The 14,631-nt window shown below is 44.0% G+C and carries 14 protein-coding genes, 9 tRNA genes and 1 rRNA gene; 21 read left to right on the top strand and 3 right to left on the bottom strand.

The window, feature by feature from the left end; translation table 11 throughout:
• Positions 1–203: 203 nt before the first annotated feature.
• The 4 genes from rrf to M3212_RS20580 all read left to right on the top strand — a co-directional run bounded on the left by rrf (position 204) and on the right by M3212_RS20580 (position 1,972).
• Positions 204–319: ribosomal RNA gene (gene rrf / locus M3212_RS20595) — 5S ribosomal RNA — on the top strand.
• A gap of 156 nt (positions 320–475) precedes the next feature.
• Positions 476–550: transfer RNA gene (locus tag M3212_RS20590), tRNA-Asn, on the top strand.
• Between the two features lie 7 nt (positions 551–557).
• Positions 558–630 (top strand) — tRNA-Thr (locus M3212_RS20585).
• A 520-nt stretch (positions 631–1,150) separates the two neighbouring features.
• Positions 1,151–1,972 (top strand): hypothetical protein, encoded by an 822-nt coding sequence (locus M3212_RS20580; RefSeq protein ID WP_251195808.1) that lies wholly within the window; start codon positions 1,151–1,153, stop codon positions 1,970–1,972.
• A 122-nt stretch (positions 1,973–2,094) separates the two neighbouring features.
• Here the strand turns inward: M3212_RS20580 and M3212_RS20575 are convergent, their stop codons facing one another.
• On the bottom strand, positions 2,095–2,502 hold the full coding sequence (locus M3212_RS20575; RefSeq protein ID WP_285874889.1) for a VOC family protein: 408 nt from the start codon (positions 2,500–2,502) through the stop codon (positions 2,095–2,097).
• Positions 2,503–2,654: 152 nt separating this feature from the next.
• On the bottom strand, positions 2,655–2,936 hold the full coding sequence (locus M3212_RS20570; protein ID WP_251195807.1) for a hypothetical protein: 282 nt from the start codon (positions 2,934–2,936) through the stop codon (positions 2,655–2,657).
• Positions 2,937–3,286: 350 nt separating this feature from the next.
• Between M3212_RS20570 and M3212_RS20565 the strand changes: the two genes are divergently transcribed.
• The 15 genes from M3212_RS20565 to M3212_RS20495 all read left to right on the top strand — a co-directional run bounded on the left by M3212_RS20565 (position 3,287) and on the right by M3212_RS20495 (position 12,447).
• Positions 3,287–4,444, top strand: coding sequence for a mandelate racemase/muconate lactonizing enzyme family protein (locus tag M3212_RS20565; protein ID WP_251195806.1), 1,158 nt, complete (start codon positions 3,287–3,289; stop codon positions 4,442–4,444).
• Positions 4,445–4,503: 59 nt separating this feature from the next.
• On the top strand, positions 4,504–5,580 hold the full coding sequence (locus tag M3212_RS20560) for a DctP family TRAP transporter solute-binding subunit (RefSeq protein ID WP_251195805.1): 1,077 nt from the start codon (positions 4,504–4,506) through the stop codon (positions 5,578–5,580).
• 110 nt (positions 5,581–5,690) lie between these two features.
• A complete protein-coding gene (locus tag M3212_RS20555; RefSeq protein ID WP_251195804.1) occupies positions 5,691–6,146 on the top strand; it encodes a TRAP transporter small permease in 456 nt (151 codons plus the stop codon).
• On the top strand, positions 6,143–7,441 hold the full coding sequence (locus M3212_RS20550) for a TRAP transporter large permease (RefSeq protein WP_349774214.1): 1,299 nt from the start codon (positions 6,143–6,145) through the stop codon (positions 7,439–7,441). Before M3212_RS20555 ends, M3212_RS20550 begins: the two co-directional genes overlap by 4 nt.
• Positions 7,442–7,459: 18 nt before the next feature.
• Positions 7,460–8,230 (top strand): SDR family NAD(P)-dependent oxidoreductase, encoded by a 771-nt coding sequence (locus M3212_RS20545; RefSeq protein WP_251195803.1) that lies wholly within the window; start codon positions 7,460–7,462, stop codon positions 8,228–8,230.
• A 26-nt stretch (positions 8,231–8,256) separates the two neighbouring features.
• The gene (locus M3212_RS20540; RefSeq protein ID WP_251195802.1) at positions 8,257–9,324 is read left to right on the top strand and encodes a lactonase family protein; all 1,068 of its coding nucleotides are present in this window, start codon (positions 8,257–8,259) and stop codon (positions 9,322–9,324) included.
• Between the two features lie 84 nt (positions 9,325–9,408).
• Entirely contained in the window at positions 9,409–10,095 is a 687-nt protein-coding gene (locus tag M3212_RS20535) for a GntR family transcriptional regulator (protein WP_251195801.1), read from the top strand.
• An 85-nt stretch (positions 10,096–10,180) separates the two neighbouring features.
• The gene (locus tag M3212_RS20530; RefSeq protein ID WP_251195800.1) at positions 10,181–11,104 is read left to right on the top strand and encodes a dihydrodipicolinate synthase family protein; all 924 of its coding nucleotides are present in this window, start codon (positions 10,181–10,183) and stop codon (positions 11,102–11,104) included.
• Between the two features lie 254 nt (positions 11,105–11,358).
• Positions 11,359–11,433: transfer RNA gene (locus M3212_RS20525), tRNA-Glu, on the top strand.
• Positions 11,434–11,441: 8 nt separating this feature from the next.
• Positions 11,442–11,517: transfer RNA gene (locus M3212_RS20520), tRNA-Val, on the top strand.
• Positions 11,518–11,845: 328 nt separating this feature from the next.
• Positions 11,846–11,918 (top strand) — tRNA-Thr (locus M3212_RS20515).
• 13 nt (positions 11,919–11,931) lie between these two features.
• Positions 11,932–12,016: transfer RNA gene (locus M3212_RS20510), tRNA-Tyr, on the top strand.
• Positions 12,017–12,023: 7 nt separating this feature from the next.
• Positions 12,024–12,098, top strand: a tRNA-Gln gene (locus tag M3212_RS20505).
• 169 nt (positions 12,099–12,267) lie between these two features.
• A tRNA-Lys gene (locus tag M3212_RS20500) sits at positions 12,268–12,340 on the top strand.
• Positions 12,341–12,374: 34 nt separating this feature from the next.
• Positions 12,375–12,447: transfer RNA gene (locus M3212_RS20495), tRNA-Ala, on the top strand.
• 325 nt (positions 12,448–12,772) lie between these two features.
• On the opposite strand, the gene M3212_RS20490 is transcribed toward M3212_RS20495, so the two are convergent.
• Positions 12,773–12,958, bottom strand: coding sequence for an aspartyl-phosphate phosphatase Spo0E family protein (locus M3212_RS20490; RefSeq protein WP_251195799.1), 186 nt, complete (start codon positions 12,956–12,958; stop codon positions 12,773–12,775).
• A gap of 207 nt (positions 12,959–13,165) precedes the next feature.
• Between M3212_RS20490 and sigW the strand changes: the two genes are divergently transcribed.
• The gene (gene sigW, locus M3212_RS20485) at positions 13,166–13,729 is read left to right on the top strand and encodes an RNA polymerase sigma factor SigW (RefSeq protein WP_251195798.1); all 564 of its coding nucleotides are present in this window, start codon (positions 13,166–13,168) and stop codon (positions 13,727–13,729) included.
• Between the two features lie 17 nt (positions 13,730–13,746).
• Positions 13,747–14,367: an anti-sigma-W factor RsiW gene (gene rsiW, locus M3212_RS20480; RefSeq protein WP_251195797.1), complete on the top strand. Its 621-nt coding sequence runs from the start codon at positions 13,747–13,749 to the stop codon at positions 14,365–14,367.
• Positions 14,368–14,631 lie beyond the last annotated feature (264 nt).

Below are 14,631 nucleotides of genomic sequence, written 5' to 3'. Positions count from 1 at the left end.
TGATGAGGTTGATAGGTCTGGTGTGGAAGCGTGGCGACACGTGGAGCTGACAGATACTAATCGGTCGAGGACTTATCCAAGCAATTCTTGATACTTGCATAATCATGATCTAGTTTTGAAGGAATCACTTCTTTCAACATATGCTTATAAAGCATATCGCATTGATCAAAGAGAGCCTAACGAGGTAATCTGTCGATCAAATGTCCGGTGGCGATAGCGAAGAGGTCACACCCGTTCCCATGCCGAACACGGTCGTTAAGCTCTTCAGCGCCGATGGTAGTTGGGGGCTTCCCCCTGTGAGAGTAGGACGTTGCCGGGCAACTCATTTTTTTCTTCCATGACCAAAAGCGTAAGATAAAAAGCAATATCATACATATTCCACAGTAGCTCGCTCGACGCAGCTCATACCGGAGCGAAGCGATCAAGAGGAAGAGACAGGTACCACAAGCGTACGAATGAACAACTTCAATGATATTCCACAGTAGCTCAGTGGTAGAGCAATCGGCTGTTAACCGATCGGTCGTAGGTTCGAGTCCTACCTGTGGAGCCATTTTTGCGCTTCCATAGCTCAGTCGGTAGAGCACTACCATGGTAAGGTAGGGGTCAGCGGTTCAAGTCCGCTTGGAAGCTTACCTCGAACGCCTTATGCGGCAAGCCTTTCAGGAGATGGAGGGCTTTTTTTTGTTTTGCTTCTGCGTCAACAGAGGAAAGACGCCTTGACCTCACCACAAATGATAGCCCTTCATCAGGTAACTTTCTCATCAAGATGCATCCTCATATTCATTTGCCTATCTCCTGCCCTGTAGAAATTTTCGCTCTCTCTGCTTTTCTATTATAGTGATACTCACAACACGCCATTTTCTTATAAATTTCACAAAGGAATTTTGAAAAAGAAGAAATTATATTATGGAGGTATTGGTAATATTGTGTTAAATTTTAATGGCAATTTATAAAAGTACAGATCTGTCTGCGAGTGCGGAAGTAATTTCATCCCAATTAGGTTTCTATAGCGATTACGACAGAAGGAATGTCACGGTAACAGCGAGAATTGGTAATTCCACATCAACTAAAAGAGGAGATCATTTTGCACCAAGAAAAGATACTTATCTGATAGTTGCCTATCAATAATCAACATACAATGGGGGCCATCATGAAAAGAAAAAGAATAAGTTTACTAATGGCAATTACTATCGGTGCATTGCTTCTTGCGCTGGTAGGTATCTTGTCTATTACTTTAACGAGTGAGCAAGAAGATAGAACTATTCCTTCAACGGAGCCTAAGGAACTTACATTTGGTGACAACTATATTAGCTATGTTTTAGATGAGGAGAGCACTTTAACTATCAACCTCTTTGGAGCACAGGATGTTAGCACGGATGGCCCCTCTTATTTCGATTCCGTTGGTTTTATTTCGCTAGAGAATGAGAACATAGAAATTGTAGATTATGAGATCAGCCAAGGTGATATTTTAGATGATCAACAATTATTCAATATTCTTCTTGAAGTAAAGCTGCATAGTAATGAAGTGGAAAAAGCAAATGAACTAACCATTCATTATAATCAGGTTGAAGAAGCTTCGTTTGTATTTGGTACACTGATTCTTAAAGATGATAATGGATTCAATCAAGAGGATTTAGACGTAACAGGTGATCGCAATATTGTTGCTGCTCCTCTACCTTTATTTGAAGCAAATGTAATGAACCAAGCATCTGACCCTATTGAACTTTCTAAGGTATATGACTTAGCAGATAATCTAGTATTTACCTTTAAAGAGAAAACTGAAATTGCTGAAGGGGAAACGGGGGAGCTAGCCGTATCAAATTTTGATGAAGTGACACACCATGACTTTTATACAATTACTCCAATTGTTGAATACAAACGTAATAATGAAGTGCATCAATATTACATGCCTGGAGTCGTTTTTGGAGTCACGATAGATGCTGCCGATAAGATGGACAGAATTTTAAACTAATAGGATAGATAAATGAGGGCTATAAGGGAAGATTTATCTAAAAAAGGAACAGTGAAAAGCTGTTCCTTTTTTCGTACTCTGCTTTCTACTCGAGCCAAGCCACAAACGGATGAAGCAGACACTCAGCCTGGCGCTTCCGTGTCGATTTGAAAGGTTACGCCAAATTTGTCTGTAACGCTGCCATAGCCGGGACTAAATGACGTTTCCTGAAACGGCATTTTCACTCGGCCTCCGTCGCTTAACGCTTCAAAGAACCGCTTTGATTTCTCAACATCATTGGTTGAAATGCAAATGGTGACTTGATTGCCGCTCGTAATGGTTGAAGGACCCGGGGCATCAGAAAACATCAGTGCTGATTCCTCAATTATCATTTTTGCATGGGCAATCAGATCTTTTAAATCCTCGGAAGGTGGGTCAGGCATGTCTCCGTATGTAATAATCGTCCGCACTTCAGCACCCAGAGCTTGTTCATAAAACTGAATCGCTTCCTTTGCATTACCGTTCATCATCAAATAAGGGGTAACGGGCATTAGTATTCCTCCTTTAGTTATCGGTAACTACGAGTGAATTATAGCAGTCCGTGGTCCGTCTCCTTTCTTTTATCTTGCTATCATTTTAGAGAGGAGCGTTTATGAGTGCTCCACTTATGAAGAAACTCCCTATAAGGTAGTCCGTCCCCATGTTAAGGTTTATTTTCCCGCCAGGCAGTGATAGTCGTTTTTAAGGCGGCATAATTGCCAATTGCCGCGTACCCATAGAACAACCAGCCCATAAATATCCCGACAACGAGGCTATGTCGGTGACTTATAAAAATGGAGATGCCTAATCCCAGGAGCAGGGCGATGGTAGGGACAAATTTTTTAGGCATTTTAAAAAATAGTTTAATGAGTTGAGTTACAAGCATGACGACGGGAACCGCGATGACCGCATCCCAAAAGTTCGTATGAATCGTTGGAAAGTCCAAATTGATCCACCTCCTACCTACCATAATATGTCCCTAACTGGGTTTATTACACATTGATGATAGTGGAAGGGGGTGTACAATGCTATGTATGAATAGAACTTAAACAAACATTTAATTAAAAATGCTGATTGATAACCGATATTTTGCAAAAGGGTGTCCGGAATGATAGCTGAGAAGGGCAGAGGAACGGGCAACGCGACGAACCGTTCTTTGCAGTTGTTTACCGAACGATGATCCACCTCCCGAGAGCTAATCGAAAATTAGTTGTAATAATGTTTTGAAAATAGATTGACTAATTGCAAAATCATTGATAAATTTATTGATATATCAGATTCCAAGGGGGAGTTATATTGAAAATAAGTGATGTGAAATTGACTGTGGTGGGAGTACCAAGACATACAGGCTTTGTAAACAAGCATGTGATTGTTGAAATCATGACGGATGAAGGGGTAACCGGGATAGGTGAAATGTCGGATTTCTCGCACTTACCAAAGTACGCCGTCGATGTAGTCGATTTGGAAAATGTCCTGAAGTCAATGTTACTGGGGAAGAATCCATTTGACCTGACACTGATTAACAACGTTCTCTCTGAAAACTACCCGGCAGTCATGTACTATTACGAGAAAGGCAGTTTTATCCGAAATGGGGTTGATGCTGCGTTACATGATCTGTGCGCGAAATATTTGCATGTTTCAGTTGCTGAATTGTTAGGCGGTCGCTACCAGGAAAAGATTAAAGTTTGTTATCCGATATTCCGCCATCGTTTTATCGAAGAAGTAGAGGAGAATATTGCTGTTGTTAGAAAGCGCTTACAAGAAGGGTTTGATGTTTTTCGATTATACGTTGGAAAAAACGTTGATGCTGATGAAGCATTTTTAGCCAGGGTGGCTGAGGAATTTGGTTCAAGCGTTAAAATCAAATCAATTGATTTCAGCCATCTATTAGATTGGAAAGAGTCTCTTAGAATTGTGAAGCGGTTAGCGCAATACGACTTTGAAATGATTGAAAGTCCAACCGTCCGGAATGACTTTGAAGGACTGCGCCAATTCCGGTTGAAAGTCGATCATCCAGTCAGCGAGCATGTCTGGGATTTCCGGCAGCAGTATGAGATGATTCGTCATGACTCCGTTGATATTTTCAATATCTCTCCAATCTTCATCGGCGGAATTAGTTCTGCCAGAAAAGCGGCTGCGGCGGCCGAGGTTGCCGGAAAGGCCTGCCTGCTTGGGACAACGCAGGAGTTATCAATTGGTACGGCGGCTATGGCACATTTAGGCAGCTCTTTAGTCAACCTGACGTATACATCTGATCCGACCGGACCGAAATTATACACGGATGACATTGTGAAGAAGCCGGTTCAATATGAGCAGGGCTATCTGTTAGTGCCGGACCGCAGCCTTCCTGGGTTGGGAATGGAGCTTGATTGGGAACGGATCGAACGCTTGCGCGTACCTGATTTAAGCTGGGGAGATGTCAGCGTGCATCAATTGCAGGATCGAACGTCATAATTCTTTTTTTACTGTTTATGAAATATCATATACCAAATTAATTATTAGGAGGGGTTACATTGTTAAAAAAGAGAATAGTGCTTCTGTTGCTTGTCGTTGGTCTTTTACTGATTATCGCCGCTTGTGGTTCTGCCAATGAAACAAACGAACCAGCGCCTGAGGCGGGAGAAGAAGAAGCGTCACAAGGTGGGGAGGGAGAAACGGAGGCTGCTGGAAATGGAGAGCAAATGATTCTTCGTTACGGAGAGCTGAATCCGGATGATCACCCAATTACAGAAGGAGCCTACGAATTTTCACGTCTTGTGGAGGAAGCGACTGATGGCAGAATTAAAATTGAGATTTTTTCAGCAAGTGCCTTAGGGTCTGAAAGAGAACAATTGCAGTCGGTTCAGGCTGGAGGTCTGGACTTCTTCCGGCCCAACTCAAGTGCCTTAACCGACTTTGGCGCAGAGCCGATGGGGGTCCTGGCCTTGCCGTTTATTTTTGAAAACCGCGAGCATCAATGGAATGCGTTGAATGGTCCGGCAGGTGAGGAAATTCTTCAAAGTGTCGAAGAATTCATCGGCGGAATGAAAGGCTTAACCTATTATGATGACGGAGCGAGACATATGTTCACTCAAGGGAGCGCAGTTGAATCGGTTGAAGATATGAGCGGGCTGAAGATCCGTGTGCCTGAGAACGCCATTTTTATGGATATGATTTCAGCGTTTAATGCTGACCCGACCCCAATTAACTATGCTGAGTTGTATAGCGCTCTGCAGACCGGGATTGTGGATGGCGCGGAAAATACAATCGCCGGCTATTTAACAAACTCGTTTTACGAAGTGGCAGAGAATTTCTCATTAACAAGCCACGTTGCGAGTCCCGGAGTCGTCGTTGTATCAGAGATGACATGGAATAAGCTAAGTGCGGAAGACCAGGCGATTATCGAGGAAGCAGCACAGCAATCGTCAGAATTTGTCCGCACGCAAACAGAAAAATTTGAGGAAGAAGCGCTGGCAGAGCTCGAGGAATTAGGTGCAACTATTATTCAATTCGATGATCTGTCAAGCTGGCAGGCTGAAGTAAGCGGACTGTATGACACATATGGCGGAGATTTTGCCGATCTGATTGAAACGATTCGGGCAACGGAGTGACGTGGTTATCAGAGTCCAGAAGTAGGGAATGCGCGAGAATGTGGGTAGGAATGAGCTTCCTGCCCGCCCGTGCATAAGCTTGGTGATCAGGCAAGATGGAGGTGAAAGAAATGGATACGCTTTCCCGATATGCAACGTTAATTGTTGAGTATTTTTCTAAGGCGATGCTTGCTCTTTTGGTGATCATTGTGAGCTGGGTCGTGTTTGGTAGATATGTGTTAAGCGCGACGCCGGCATGGGGAGAGGAATTAGCGAAAATATTAATGGTCTGGGTTGCTCTGACCAGTGCAAGTATGGCGATTCGAACGGACACTCATTTACGATTATCGCTGCTTGATTTTATTTTACCTGACAAATATATGAAGGTGGTTCATTGGATCGTGCTCTTATTAATGGGAGCGTTCGCAATCTTTTTTATAGTCGCTGGGATTCAGCTCGTGCAACTAACAAGCACAAATACTTTGCCGGGCTTGCGAATTTCCTCGTCGTGGTTGTATTTAGCGGTTCCTGTTTCAGGGGTAGCGATGCTTGTGCAAATTATTGATAGAGGGAGGAGGATGCTGTGATTAACGACATAACGGCTGTGTACCTTTTGATTGGAAGCTTTTTTCTCTTAATCTTTTTGCGGGTGCCGATTGTGTTCGCGCTCGGAATTTCTTCGATTATGACGGCGTGGTATTTAGAGCTGCCTTTGATGATGATCGCGCAAAGCATTGTCGGCGGGATTAATGTATTTGTTCTTCTGGCGATCCCCTTCTTTATCCTGGCCGGGGAGCTGATGTCGCAAGGTGGCATTTCTGACCGTCTTGTTAAGTTGTCACAGGCACTGGTCGGTCGATTTCGCGGTGGTTTAGCAATGGTGAATATTCAAGCAAGTATGTTCTTTGGAGGAATTTCGGGGTCTTCCGTAGCTGATACCTCATCAATTGGATCAGTCATGATTCCAATGATGAAGAAAAATGGCTATGAAGCCGATTATTCGACGGCCGTAACTGTAGCTAGCTCTGTACAAGGGGTCCTAATACCGCCGAGTCATAATATTATTTTGTATGCACTTGTCGCAGGAGGCGGAGTGTCAATTGGGCAACTGTTTTTAGCAGGGATTGTACCTGGAGTGTTTTTAGGAATTGCGTTGATGGTATTTAGTTATCTGGTTGCGTTAAAGCGTAAATATCCAAAGGGTGAACCATATACGTTGAGAGCGACGTTTGCAGCTTTACGTGAGTCCATGCTAGGTCTAATGACTGTCTTAATTGTCGTTGTTGGTGTGGTAGTCGGTATTTTTACAGCAACAGAGGCTGCGGCGATTGCTGTTGTATATGCTTTTATTGTAACTTTTATCATTTATCGTGATATTCCTCTTTCGCGTATGAACCTTATTTTAAAAAATACGCTCGGAACGATTTCGATTGTCTTTATTCTTATTGGTACATCAAGTGCGTTTGGTTATTTAATGAATTATTTGAATGTGACGAGTGTGATTGGCAACGCTTTGCTGAATATGTCCGATAGTAAAGTAATCATTCTTTTGCTTGTCAATCTGATTATGCTTATTTTAGGAACCTTTATGGATATGGCTGCACTGATTTTACTCATTACTCCTGTCTTACTTCCTGTTGTCACTGCAGTAGGAATGGACCCTGTCCACTTTGGGGTCGTGATGATGCTAAACCTTGGAATCGGTCTATTAACTCCCCCAGTAGGAGGTACTCTTTTTGTCGGCAGTGCAATAAGTGGGGTTTCAATTGAAAGGCTAAGCATAACCATGCTGCCATTTTACTTCGTTATGATTGCTGTTTTGTTGATCATTACCTTTATTCCGGAAATCGTCATGTTTGTTCCGACTCATTTTATGAAGTAAACAGAAAGGGAGGTTCATATGAAAGTAGCAATTGTAACCGGGGGAGGCTCCGGGATTGGCCGTGCTGTAGCGCTGGAGCTTGCCAAAGAGAACTATGCGGTAGCGGTGGCAGACATTGAAGAAACCAAAGCACAACAAGTCGCCGCTGCGATTGAAAAAGAAGGCGGCGAGGCGATTGCTCTTCAAGTCGATATTAAAGTGGAATCTGCCATTCAGGCAATGGTCGAAAACACATATCAGCGGTTTGGTCGGTTAAATGTATTGGTTAATAATGCCGGAATCAATTTCACGCATAGCGTGGAAGACTGTACCGTTGAGGAATTTGATGAATGTATCGCGGTTAATTTTCGCGGGCATTACCTGGCATCAAAATACAGCATCCTGTATTTAAAAGAAGAAGAAAATAACGCAATTATCCACATTTCGTCCACACATGCGATGCGTACCCAGCCGCGTTTCTTTCCTTATAACGCGTCAAAGAGTGCAATTCTGGCGATGACGAGAAGCATGGCGATTGATTTAAGTAAGCATCGGATTCGTGTCAACGCCATCTGCCCCGGTTTTATTAAAACGAATATATTATCACCGGAAATCTATGAGGAAGACGGGGCCTATATGAAAAAAATTATGAAGTACCACCCGAGCGGAAGAGTCGGGAATCCGGAAGATGTCGCGTATGCGGTTGCTTTTCTGGTTTCCGACAAAGCTGCTTTTATTAATGGTGAAACGCTTGTGATCGATGGAGGGAGAAGCGCTCTGACGTATGATATGGGTGGAAACGATGACTGAAGACAAAATGAAGGAGGTAAGATGAAGTGAGACAAAGGGAGCGGCTTTTATATGTTGGCACCTTTACAGACAAGGAGAGTGAAGGGATTTATCTCTATCATTTTAATGAGGAAAGCGGAGAACTGCGCTATTTCGATGTCGTGAAGCAAGTCGCTGATCCATCCTTTTTAACGCCTGGTCCAGATCATACGCTTTATGCCATCAATGCCTTATTTGAATACAAAGGCGAGCCGACCGGAGCTGTCAGCGCTTTTTCCATCGAGCGTGAGTCAGGCCGACTGACCCTGTTAAATGAGCGGTCTTCCCGTGGGAGGCGACCAGCGTATGTATTTGTTGACCGTTCAAAAAAATATGTGCTGCTTGCCAATTACGGCGAAGGAAGTGTTGCTGTCTTTCCTCTTTTACCTGATGGCAGATTAGGAGAGGCGACAGATGTTATCCAGCACGCCGGAGAAAGTGTCCATTCGAGACAGGAAGGACCGCACGCTCATTCGATCATGACTGATCCAAGCAATTCATTTGCATTGGCAGCTGATCTTGGGACGGATACGGTTTATGTCTATCGATTTGATGCAGAAAAGGGCAAGCTGGAGCCGCACCGCCGTTATAAAGCAGCGGCGGGTGCCGGTCCGAGACACCTCGCCTTTCACCCTTCCAATCGCTATGTCGTTGTTATTCATGAATTGAATTCAACGCTGACAAGCTACCGGTGGACAGAGGAAAGCGGCGAGCTGACGGAGCTGGAAACAGTAGCGACGCTTCCGCCGAAAGCCAACGGTGAAAGCACGGCGGCAGAAGTGAAATTTTCAGCCTGTGGACGGTTTCTCTATGCGTCAAACAGGGGAGATAATAGTATCGTGTGCTATACGTTTCATGAAGAAACAGGCGAGTTGCGTTATGTGAATCATTATGACTGCAAAGGGGATGTGCCGCGACATTTTACGATTTCTCCTAATGGGAAGTTTTTGTTAGTCGCCAATCAGGAGAGCGACTCAATTGTTACCTTTCGCATTGATCGGGAAACCGGTGAATTAACTTTTACCGGGAATGTGGTGAAGGCGCCAACCCCTGTTTGCCTGCTGTTTTTACCATAATCCTGTCGTGCTTTCATGCATTTACAATCGTCATCAGCTGTGATAATATTTGATATATCAATTGGACGAATGGAGATGTCTAGTATGAATAAAGAGTCGGCTGATCAGTCTTTTGAAAAGTTTATTTCTACTAGAACTCGAAATGTAAAATCATTGAGAGAAGTAGTGGTCGAATCATTACGAGAGGCGATTGTAAGGGGGCAAATCAAAAGCGGCGAGCATTTGAAGGAGCGTGATCTTTCTGAGAAGCTCGGAATTAGCACGACACCGATCAAGGAAGCCTTTCGAATTCTCGGGAACGAGGGACTGGTGGTGACCATCCCTCGAAAAGGGACGTATGTATCAGAATATGTTGATACGAATATTGAAGAAGTACTCCAATTACGAGCTGTCGTGGAAGGGCTGTGCGCGAAGTTTGCCGCGGCAAAGGCGAATGACCAGCAAGTTGACAGGTTAAAGGCACAGCTCGCTCTTATGGAGGAACTCTTTGAAAAAAAGGATATCGATGCGCTTGTTGAAGAGAATACGAGATTTCATGCTCTCATCCGGGAGATTGCCAACAATTCGATGGTCACAAACTTACTGAATAATATTTCGAGCTTTGAAACGGCCTTTCGCAAAAGAGCCCTTACAAATAAGGATGAAATGAAGGATGGCTACTTGGAGCATAAGGAAATTCTGCAAGCGATTATTGAGCGTGATCCGGAGCGGGCAGAAGAATTGATGAAGCGACATATCAACAGAACGTTGACGAATGTCTTAAAGAAATAATGATTTATTTCTTTAAACCTTTGTTGATATATCAAATTTCATTTATTGCTTCAACTCATTAAAAGATGAAAATGGAGGCGGGAAAATGGATTATCGATCATTTGGTAAGAGGTTCGAGGATATTTCAGGAATAACAATTACTCCTTTTAAAGAGGAGTCAAAAGAAATCGATTGGAATGGCGTAAAAGAAAACGTGGAGTTCTTAATTAATCGCGGAATCAATGTGCTAGTTCCATGTGGAAATACTAGTGAATTTTATGCGCTGACATTGGAGGAAGCGAAAGAAGAAATCAGATATGTCGTTGAATGTGCCAACAAGCGTGCTACTGTTTTGGCCGGGGTCGGTTATTCAGTTGCGACCGCAATTGAGATGGGGAATTATGCGAAGGATGTCGGAGCCGACTGCATCATGATTCATATGCCGATTCACCCTTTTATGACCGATGACGGAGTTGTTGATTATTTTAAATCGATTATTGAAAATGTAGATTTGCCCGCTGTTATTTACTTTAAAAATCCGGCTATTTCAGATCGGGTGTTAGAAGAACTGTCCTCATTGGATAGATTAGTAGCAGTGAAATACGCGATTAATGATTTGCCGCGCTTTGCCAGAACCGTCCAATCAATCCCCGCGAACCGCGATATTACGTGGGTGTGCGGAGTTGCCGAGAAATGGGCGCCATTCTTTTTTCATGCAGGGGCAACCGGCTTTACATCGGGGTTGGTCAATCTTTACCCAGAAAAATCACTGGAGCTGCTTGAAGCATTAAAAACAAAGGATGAAGCAAAAATATGGAGTGTCTGGAATGAAGTACTTCCGTTTGAGAATTTACGGGAAAAATACAATAGCGGTGTCAATGTAGCGATTGTCAAAGAAGGGATGCGCCAACTCGGTTTAAATGCAGGCGTCACGAGGGAGCCTGTCAGCCCACTAAGTACCGAGGATAAAGCCGCTGTCCGCAGTTTGATTCAAAGGTGGAAGCTCGACATCCGCAAACAGCCGCAATAACGATGAGGATTAAATGAGGAAGGCCGGGTTAAAAGGTGCTTTTTTACCTTTTGCCCGGCCTCTGAATTTTCAAAAGATAGGAAAACAGAAAGGCCACAGCCCCGTTTCTTCAAGAACATGGCCGTCGCTCTGCCTCTTTTAGGGAAGGACAGCCTGCTTTTTTCTTAGATAAAAGAAAAATTATGCAAAAGGGGTTGTCTTTGAAGTTTATTTTTTATATAATACTTTTTGTCAGTAAGAAAGAGCTATATTTTGGCCCGTTGGTCAAGTGGTTAAGACACCGCCCTTTCACGGCGGTAACACGGGTTCGAATCCCGTACGGGTCACCATTTTTGCCGGAGGATTAGCTCAGCTGGGAGAGCACCTGCCTTACAAGCAGGGGGTCGGCGGTTCGATCCCGTCATCCTCCACCAGCATACATAAGGATAAATTTCAAAAGACTACATACACTATGCCGGTCTAGCTCAATTGGTAGAGACGAGCAAGTCATCGTCGAATAAGCGACGAGTTGTCTCGACGCAGCCCGCATCGGAGCGAAAGCTGTCAAGAGGAAGAGACACAGTCTCAACATAAAATAAGAAATACTATCCATATTATGCCGGTCTAGCTCAATTGGTAGAGACGAGCAAGTCATCGTCGAATAAGCGACGAGTTGTCTCGACGCAGCCCGCATCGGAGGAAAGGCTGTCAAGAGGAAGAGACACAGTCTCAATATAAAATAAGAAATACTATCCATATTATGCCGGTCTAGCTCAATTGGTAGAGCAACTGACTTGTAATCAGTAGGTTGGGGGTTCAAGTCCTCTGGCCGGCACTCGAATGATTGTGGAGGGGTAGCGAAGTGGCTAAACGCGGCGGACTGTAAATCCGCTCCCTCCGGGTTCGGCGGTTCGAATCCGTCCCCCTCCACCATTTTTGTTGGGCTATAGCCAAGCGGTAAGGCAACGGACTTTGACTCCGTCATGCGCTGGTTCGAATCCAGCTAGCCCAGCCATTTTTTTATCATTAGCTCAGTGACGAGCCAAAGCCTCGTCGAAAAGACCCCGAGTTGTTCCGACGCAGCCAGCATCAGAGCGTTGCTGGGAAGAGGAAGGAACAGGTGGAGACAACGGAGCGAAACGTCGTCCGGAAGCATCGTGAGAAACAACATTGAATCACATCGGGAGCCATTAGCTCAGTTGGTAGAGCATCTGACTTTTAATCAGAGGGTCGAAGGTTCGAGTCCTTCATGGCTCATGCTTGTTCAAGAGCATTTATTGACTAGATAAACGGGGCCTTAGCTCAGCTGGGAGAGCGCCTGCCTTGCACGCAGGAGGTCAGCGGTTCGATCCCGCTAGGCTCCATCGCGAATACATGAAAACACACCTTGGGATTAGGTCTTTGCCTAATGACTGCTAAAGGTGTGTTTTTGTATGCTGCATTGTTGCGTTCTCACATTAAACATAATATAAAGGTAAAAGGGATTTCCAATAGAGCATTGAGGGAGGGAAAGGTTGGACAGTGGGGTGTCACACTTTATGGAAGTTACTCACCCTTTTGCGAAGTGATTTCACTGAAAATAGGACCCGCAGTTTTATGTGGATCGTCTTACCGCGGGCGGCCTGACGAGTTATGCTATCTTGCTTTTATTGGGAATTGTCTGACATTGGGATATTTCCGGTCTGCTGCCTACTCCAGAGGACGCGACTGTGACGGAAGTGATTTTGGCATTTTACTGTACTTGTTTAGAAGCTGATCGAGCTTCTTGCTGAAGCGGACCATTGGTGCGGAAGGAAGCGGATTGGTTTTTGCCTTTTCGTTTAACAACTGGCGGTAATGTTCGATTTCTGCCAGTAATTGCTTCTCTGTAGTCATTCAATTCCACCCTCTCTCTACAAGTCGTAAGGATTGCTTTTTATATTCCTTACATACCCTAATATTAGTAAAAAAAACACTAATGGCTAATCTGATTTAGGTAAAAGGTATGTTATGATAGAAAGATCAGATTTCATAAAAATAATGAAACGGAAGACGGAGTTTATCCGTATATAAGTCAGAACGAATGTGGGTAGGGATAGGAACATGGAAACGATAGTAAAAAGGTTAATCCGGGAAGTGAGGAAAGGTGATCAACAGGCGTTTGAGGAAATTGTCGAGCTGTATAAAGATAAGATATACCAAGTTTCTTATCGAATGGTGGGAAATGTGCATGAAGCACAGGATATCGCTCAGGAGGCTTTTCTGCGGGCCTATACAAATATTGATCGCTTTGACAGCAATCGCAAATTCTCTACCTGGCTATTCCGGATCGCCACCAATGTAGCGATTGACCGTTTACGCAAGAAAAAACCCGATTTTTACCTTCAGGAACAAGTAAAGGGTTCTGATGGACTAACCTTGGAATCCCAGCTTGCTGCTGATACGGAATTGCCTGAGGATCAAGTGGTAACACTTGAAATGCAGGAGTGGGTTCAATCTGAGATCAACCAGCTCCCGCCGAAATATCGGACTGCTATCATTTTAAAATACATTGAAGATCTATCCATTAATGAAATAAGTGAAATTCTTGATATGCCCCCGTCCACTGTGAAGACGAGAATTCATCGTGGGCGGGAAGCATTAAGAAAAAGAATGCGTCATGTGTAGGAAGGAAGTGTTTATGAGTGAAATGTGAACAGCATTATGAGGAGTTAATACAAGCCTTCCTTGATGGTGAAGCCACACAAGAAGAAAAAGAACAGCTAGATGCTCATTTGGCACAATGTCCTTCCTGTCGTCAGCGTTTTAATGAACTGAAGAAGGTCATTGCCTTTGTCCAAAGCTCATCCCATATTGAAGCTCCGTCTGGATTTACCGAAGGCGTTATGGCAAGATTGCCTGAAAGAAAATCAACTTCAAAATGGAAGCAATGGACGAGAAGCCATCCTTTGCTTGTTTCAGCGGCCGTGTTCTTTTTGCTTATGTCAATCAGCATTTCGTCTCTCTGGCAGGGCAATGATGAACAGGTAGTTGTCACAGGACCGGGTCATGTGATTATTGATCAGGAAAAAGGCAAGGTAATCGTGCCGAAAGGCGAAGTGATTGAAGGGGACCTGGTTGTTCGTAATGGTACGCTTGAGATTGAAGGAGAGGTTCAGGGGAATGTGCTTCTCGTGAATGGGGATGCGTATTATGCTTCCGCCGGACATGTGTCGGGAGAGATTGAAGAGGTCAATCAGGCGCTCGAATGGGTCTGGTATCATATAAAAGGGTTCTTTAAAGAAGTTGTTGCAATTGTGAAATGACGTGGTTATATTACGGGAGGATATCTCAAAGGAAATTTTCTATTGAGGTATCCTTTTTTTATTGATGTGAATCGTTTGATCAAGGTGAATGTAACACGTCAGGAAAGATTACCTTGAATAATCTATGTCAAACTTTGCTAAGCAGGGGCGATTCAAGCTATAATGAAAGCTGTGACAGGGTAAGCCGCCTATGCACAGGTAGAAAAGATGACCGCATTGGTGCTGGTCGGGAAAAGATGGGTTGGTCCTCGCTTGTTAAGGATA

Source organism: Halalkalibacter oceani (assembly GCF_023715705.1).
Classification (GTDB): domain Bacteria; phylum Bacillota; class Bacilli; order Bacillales; family Bacillaceae_D; genus Halalkalibacter; species Halalkalibacter oceani_A.
Note: the sequence above shows the minus strand (reverse complement) of the source record. Positions and strands in the feature narration are given on the sequence as shown.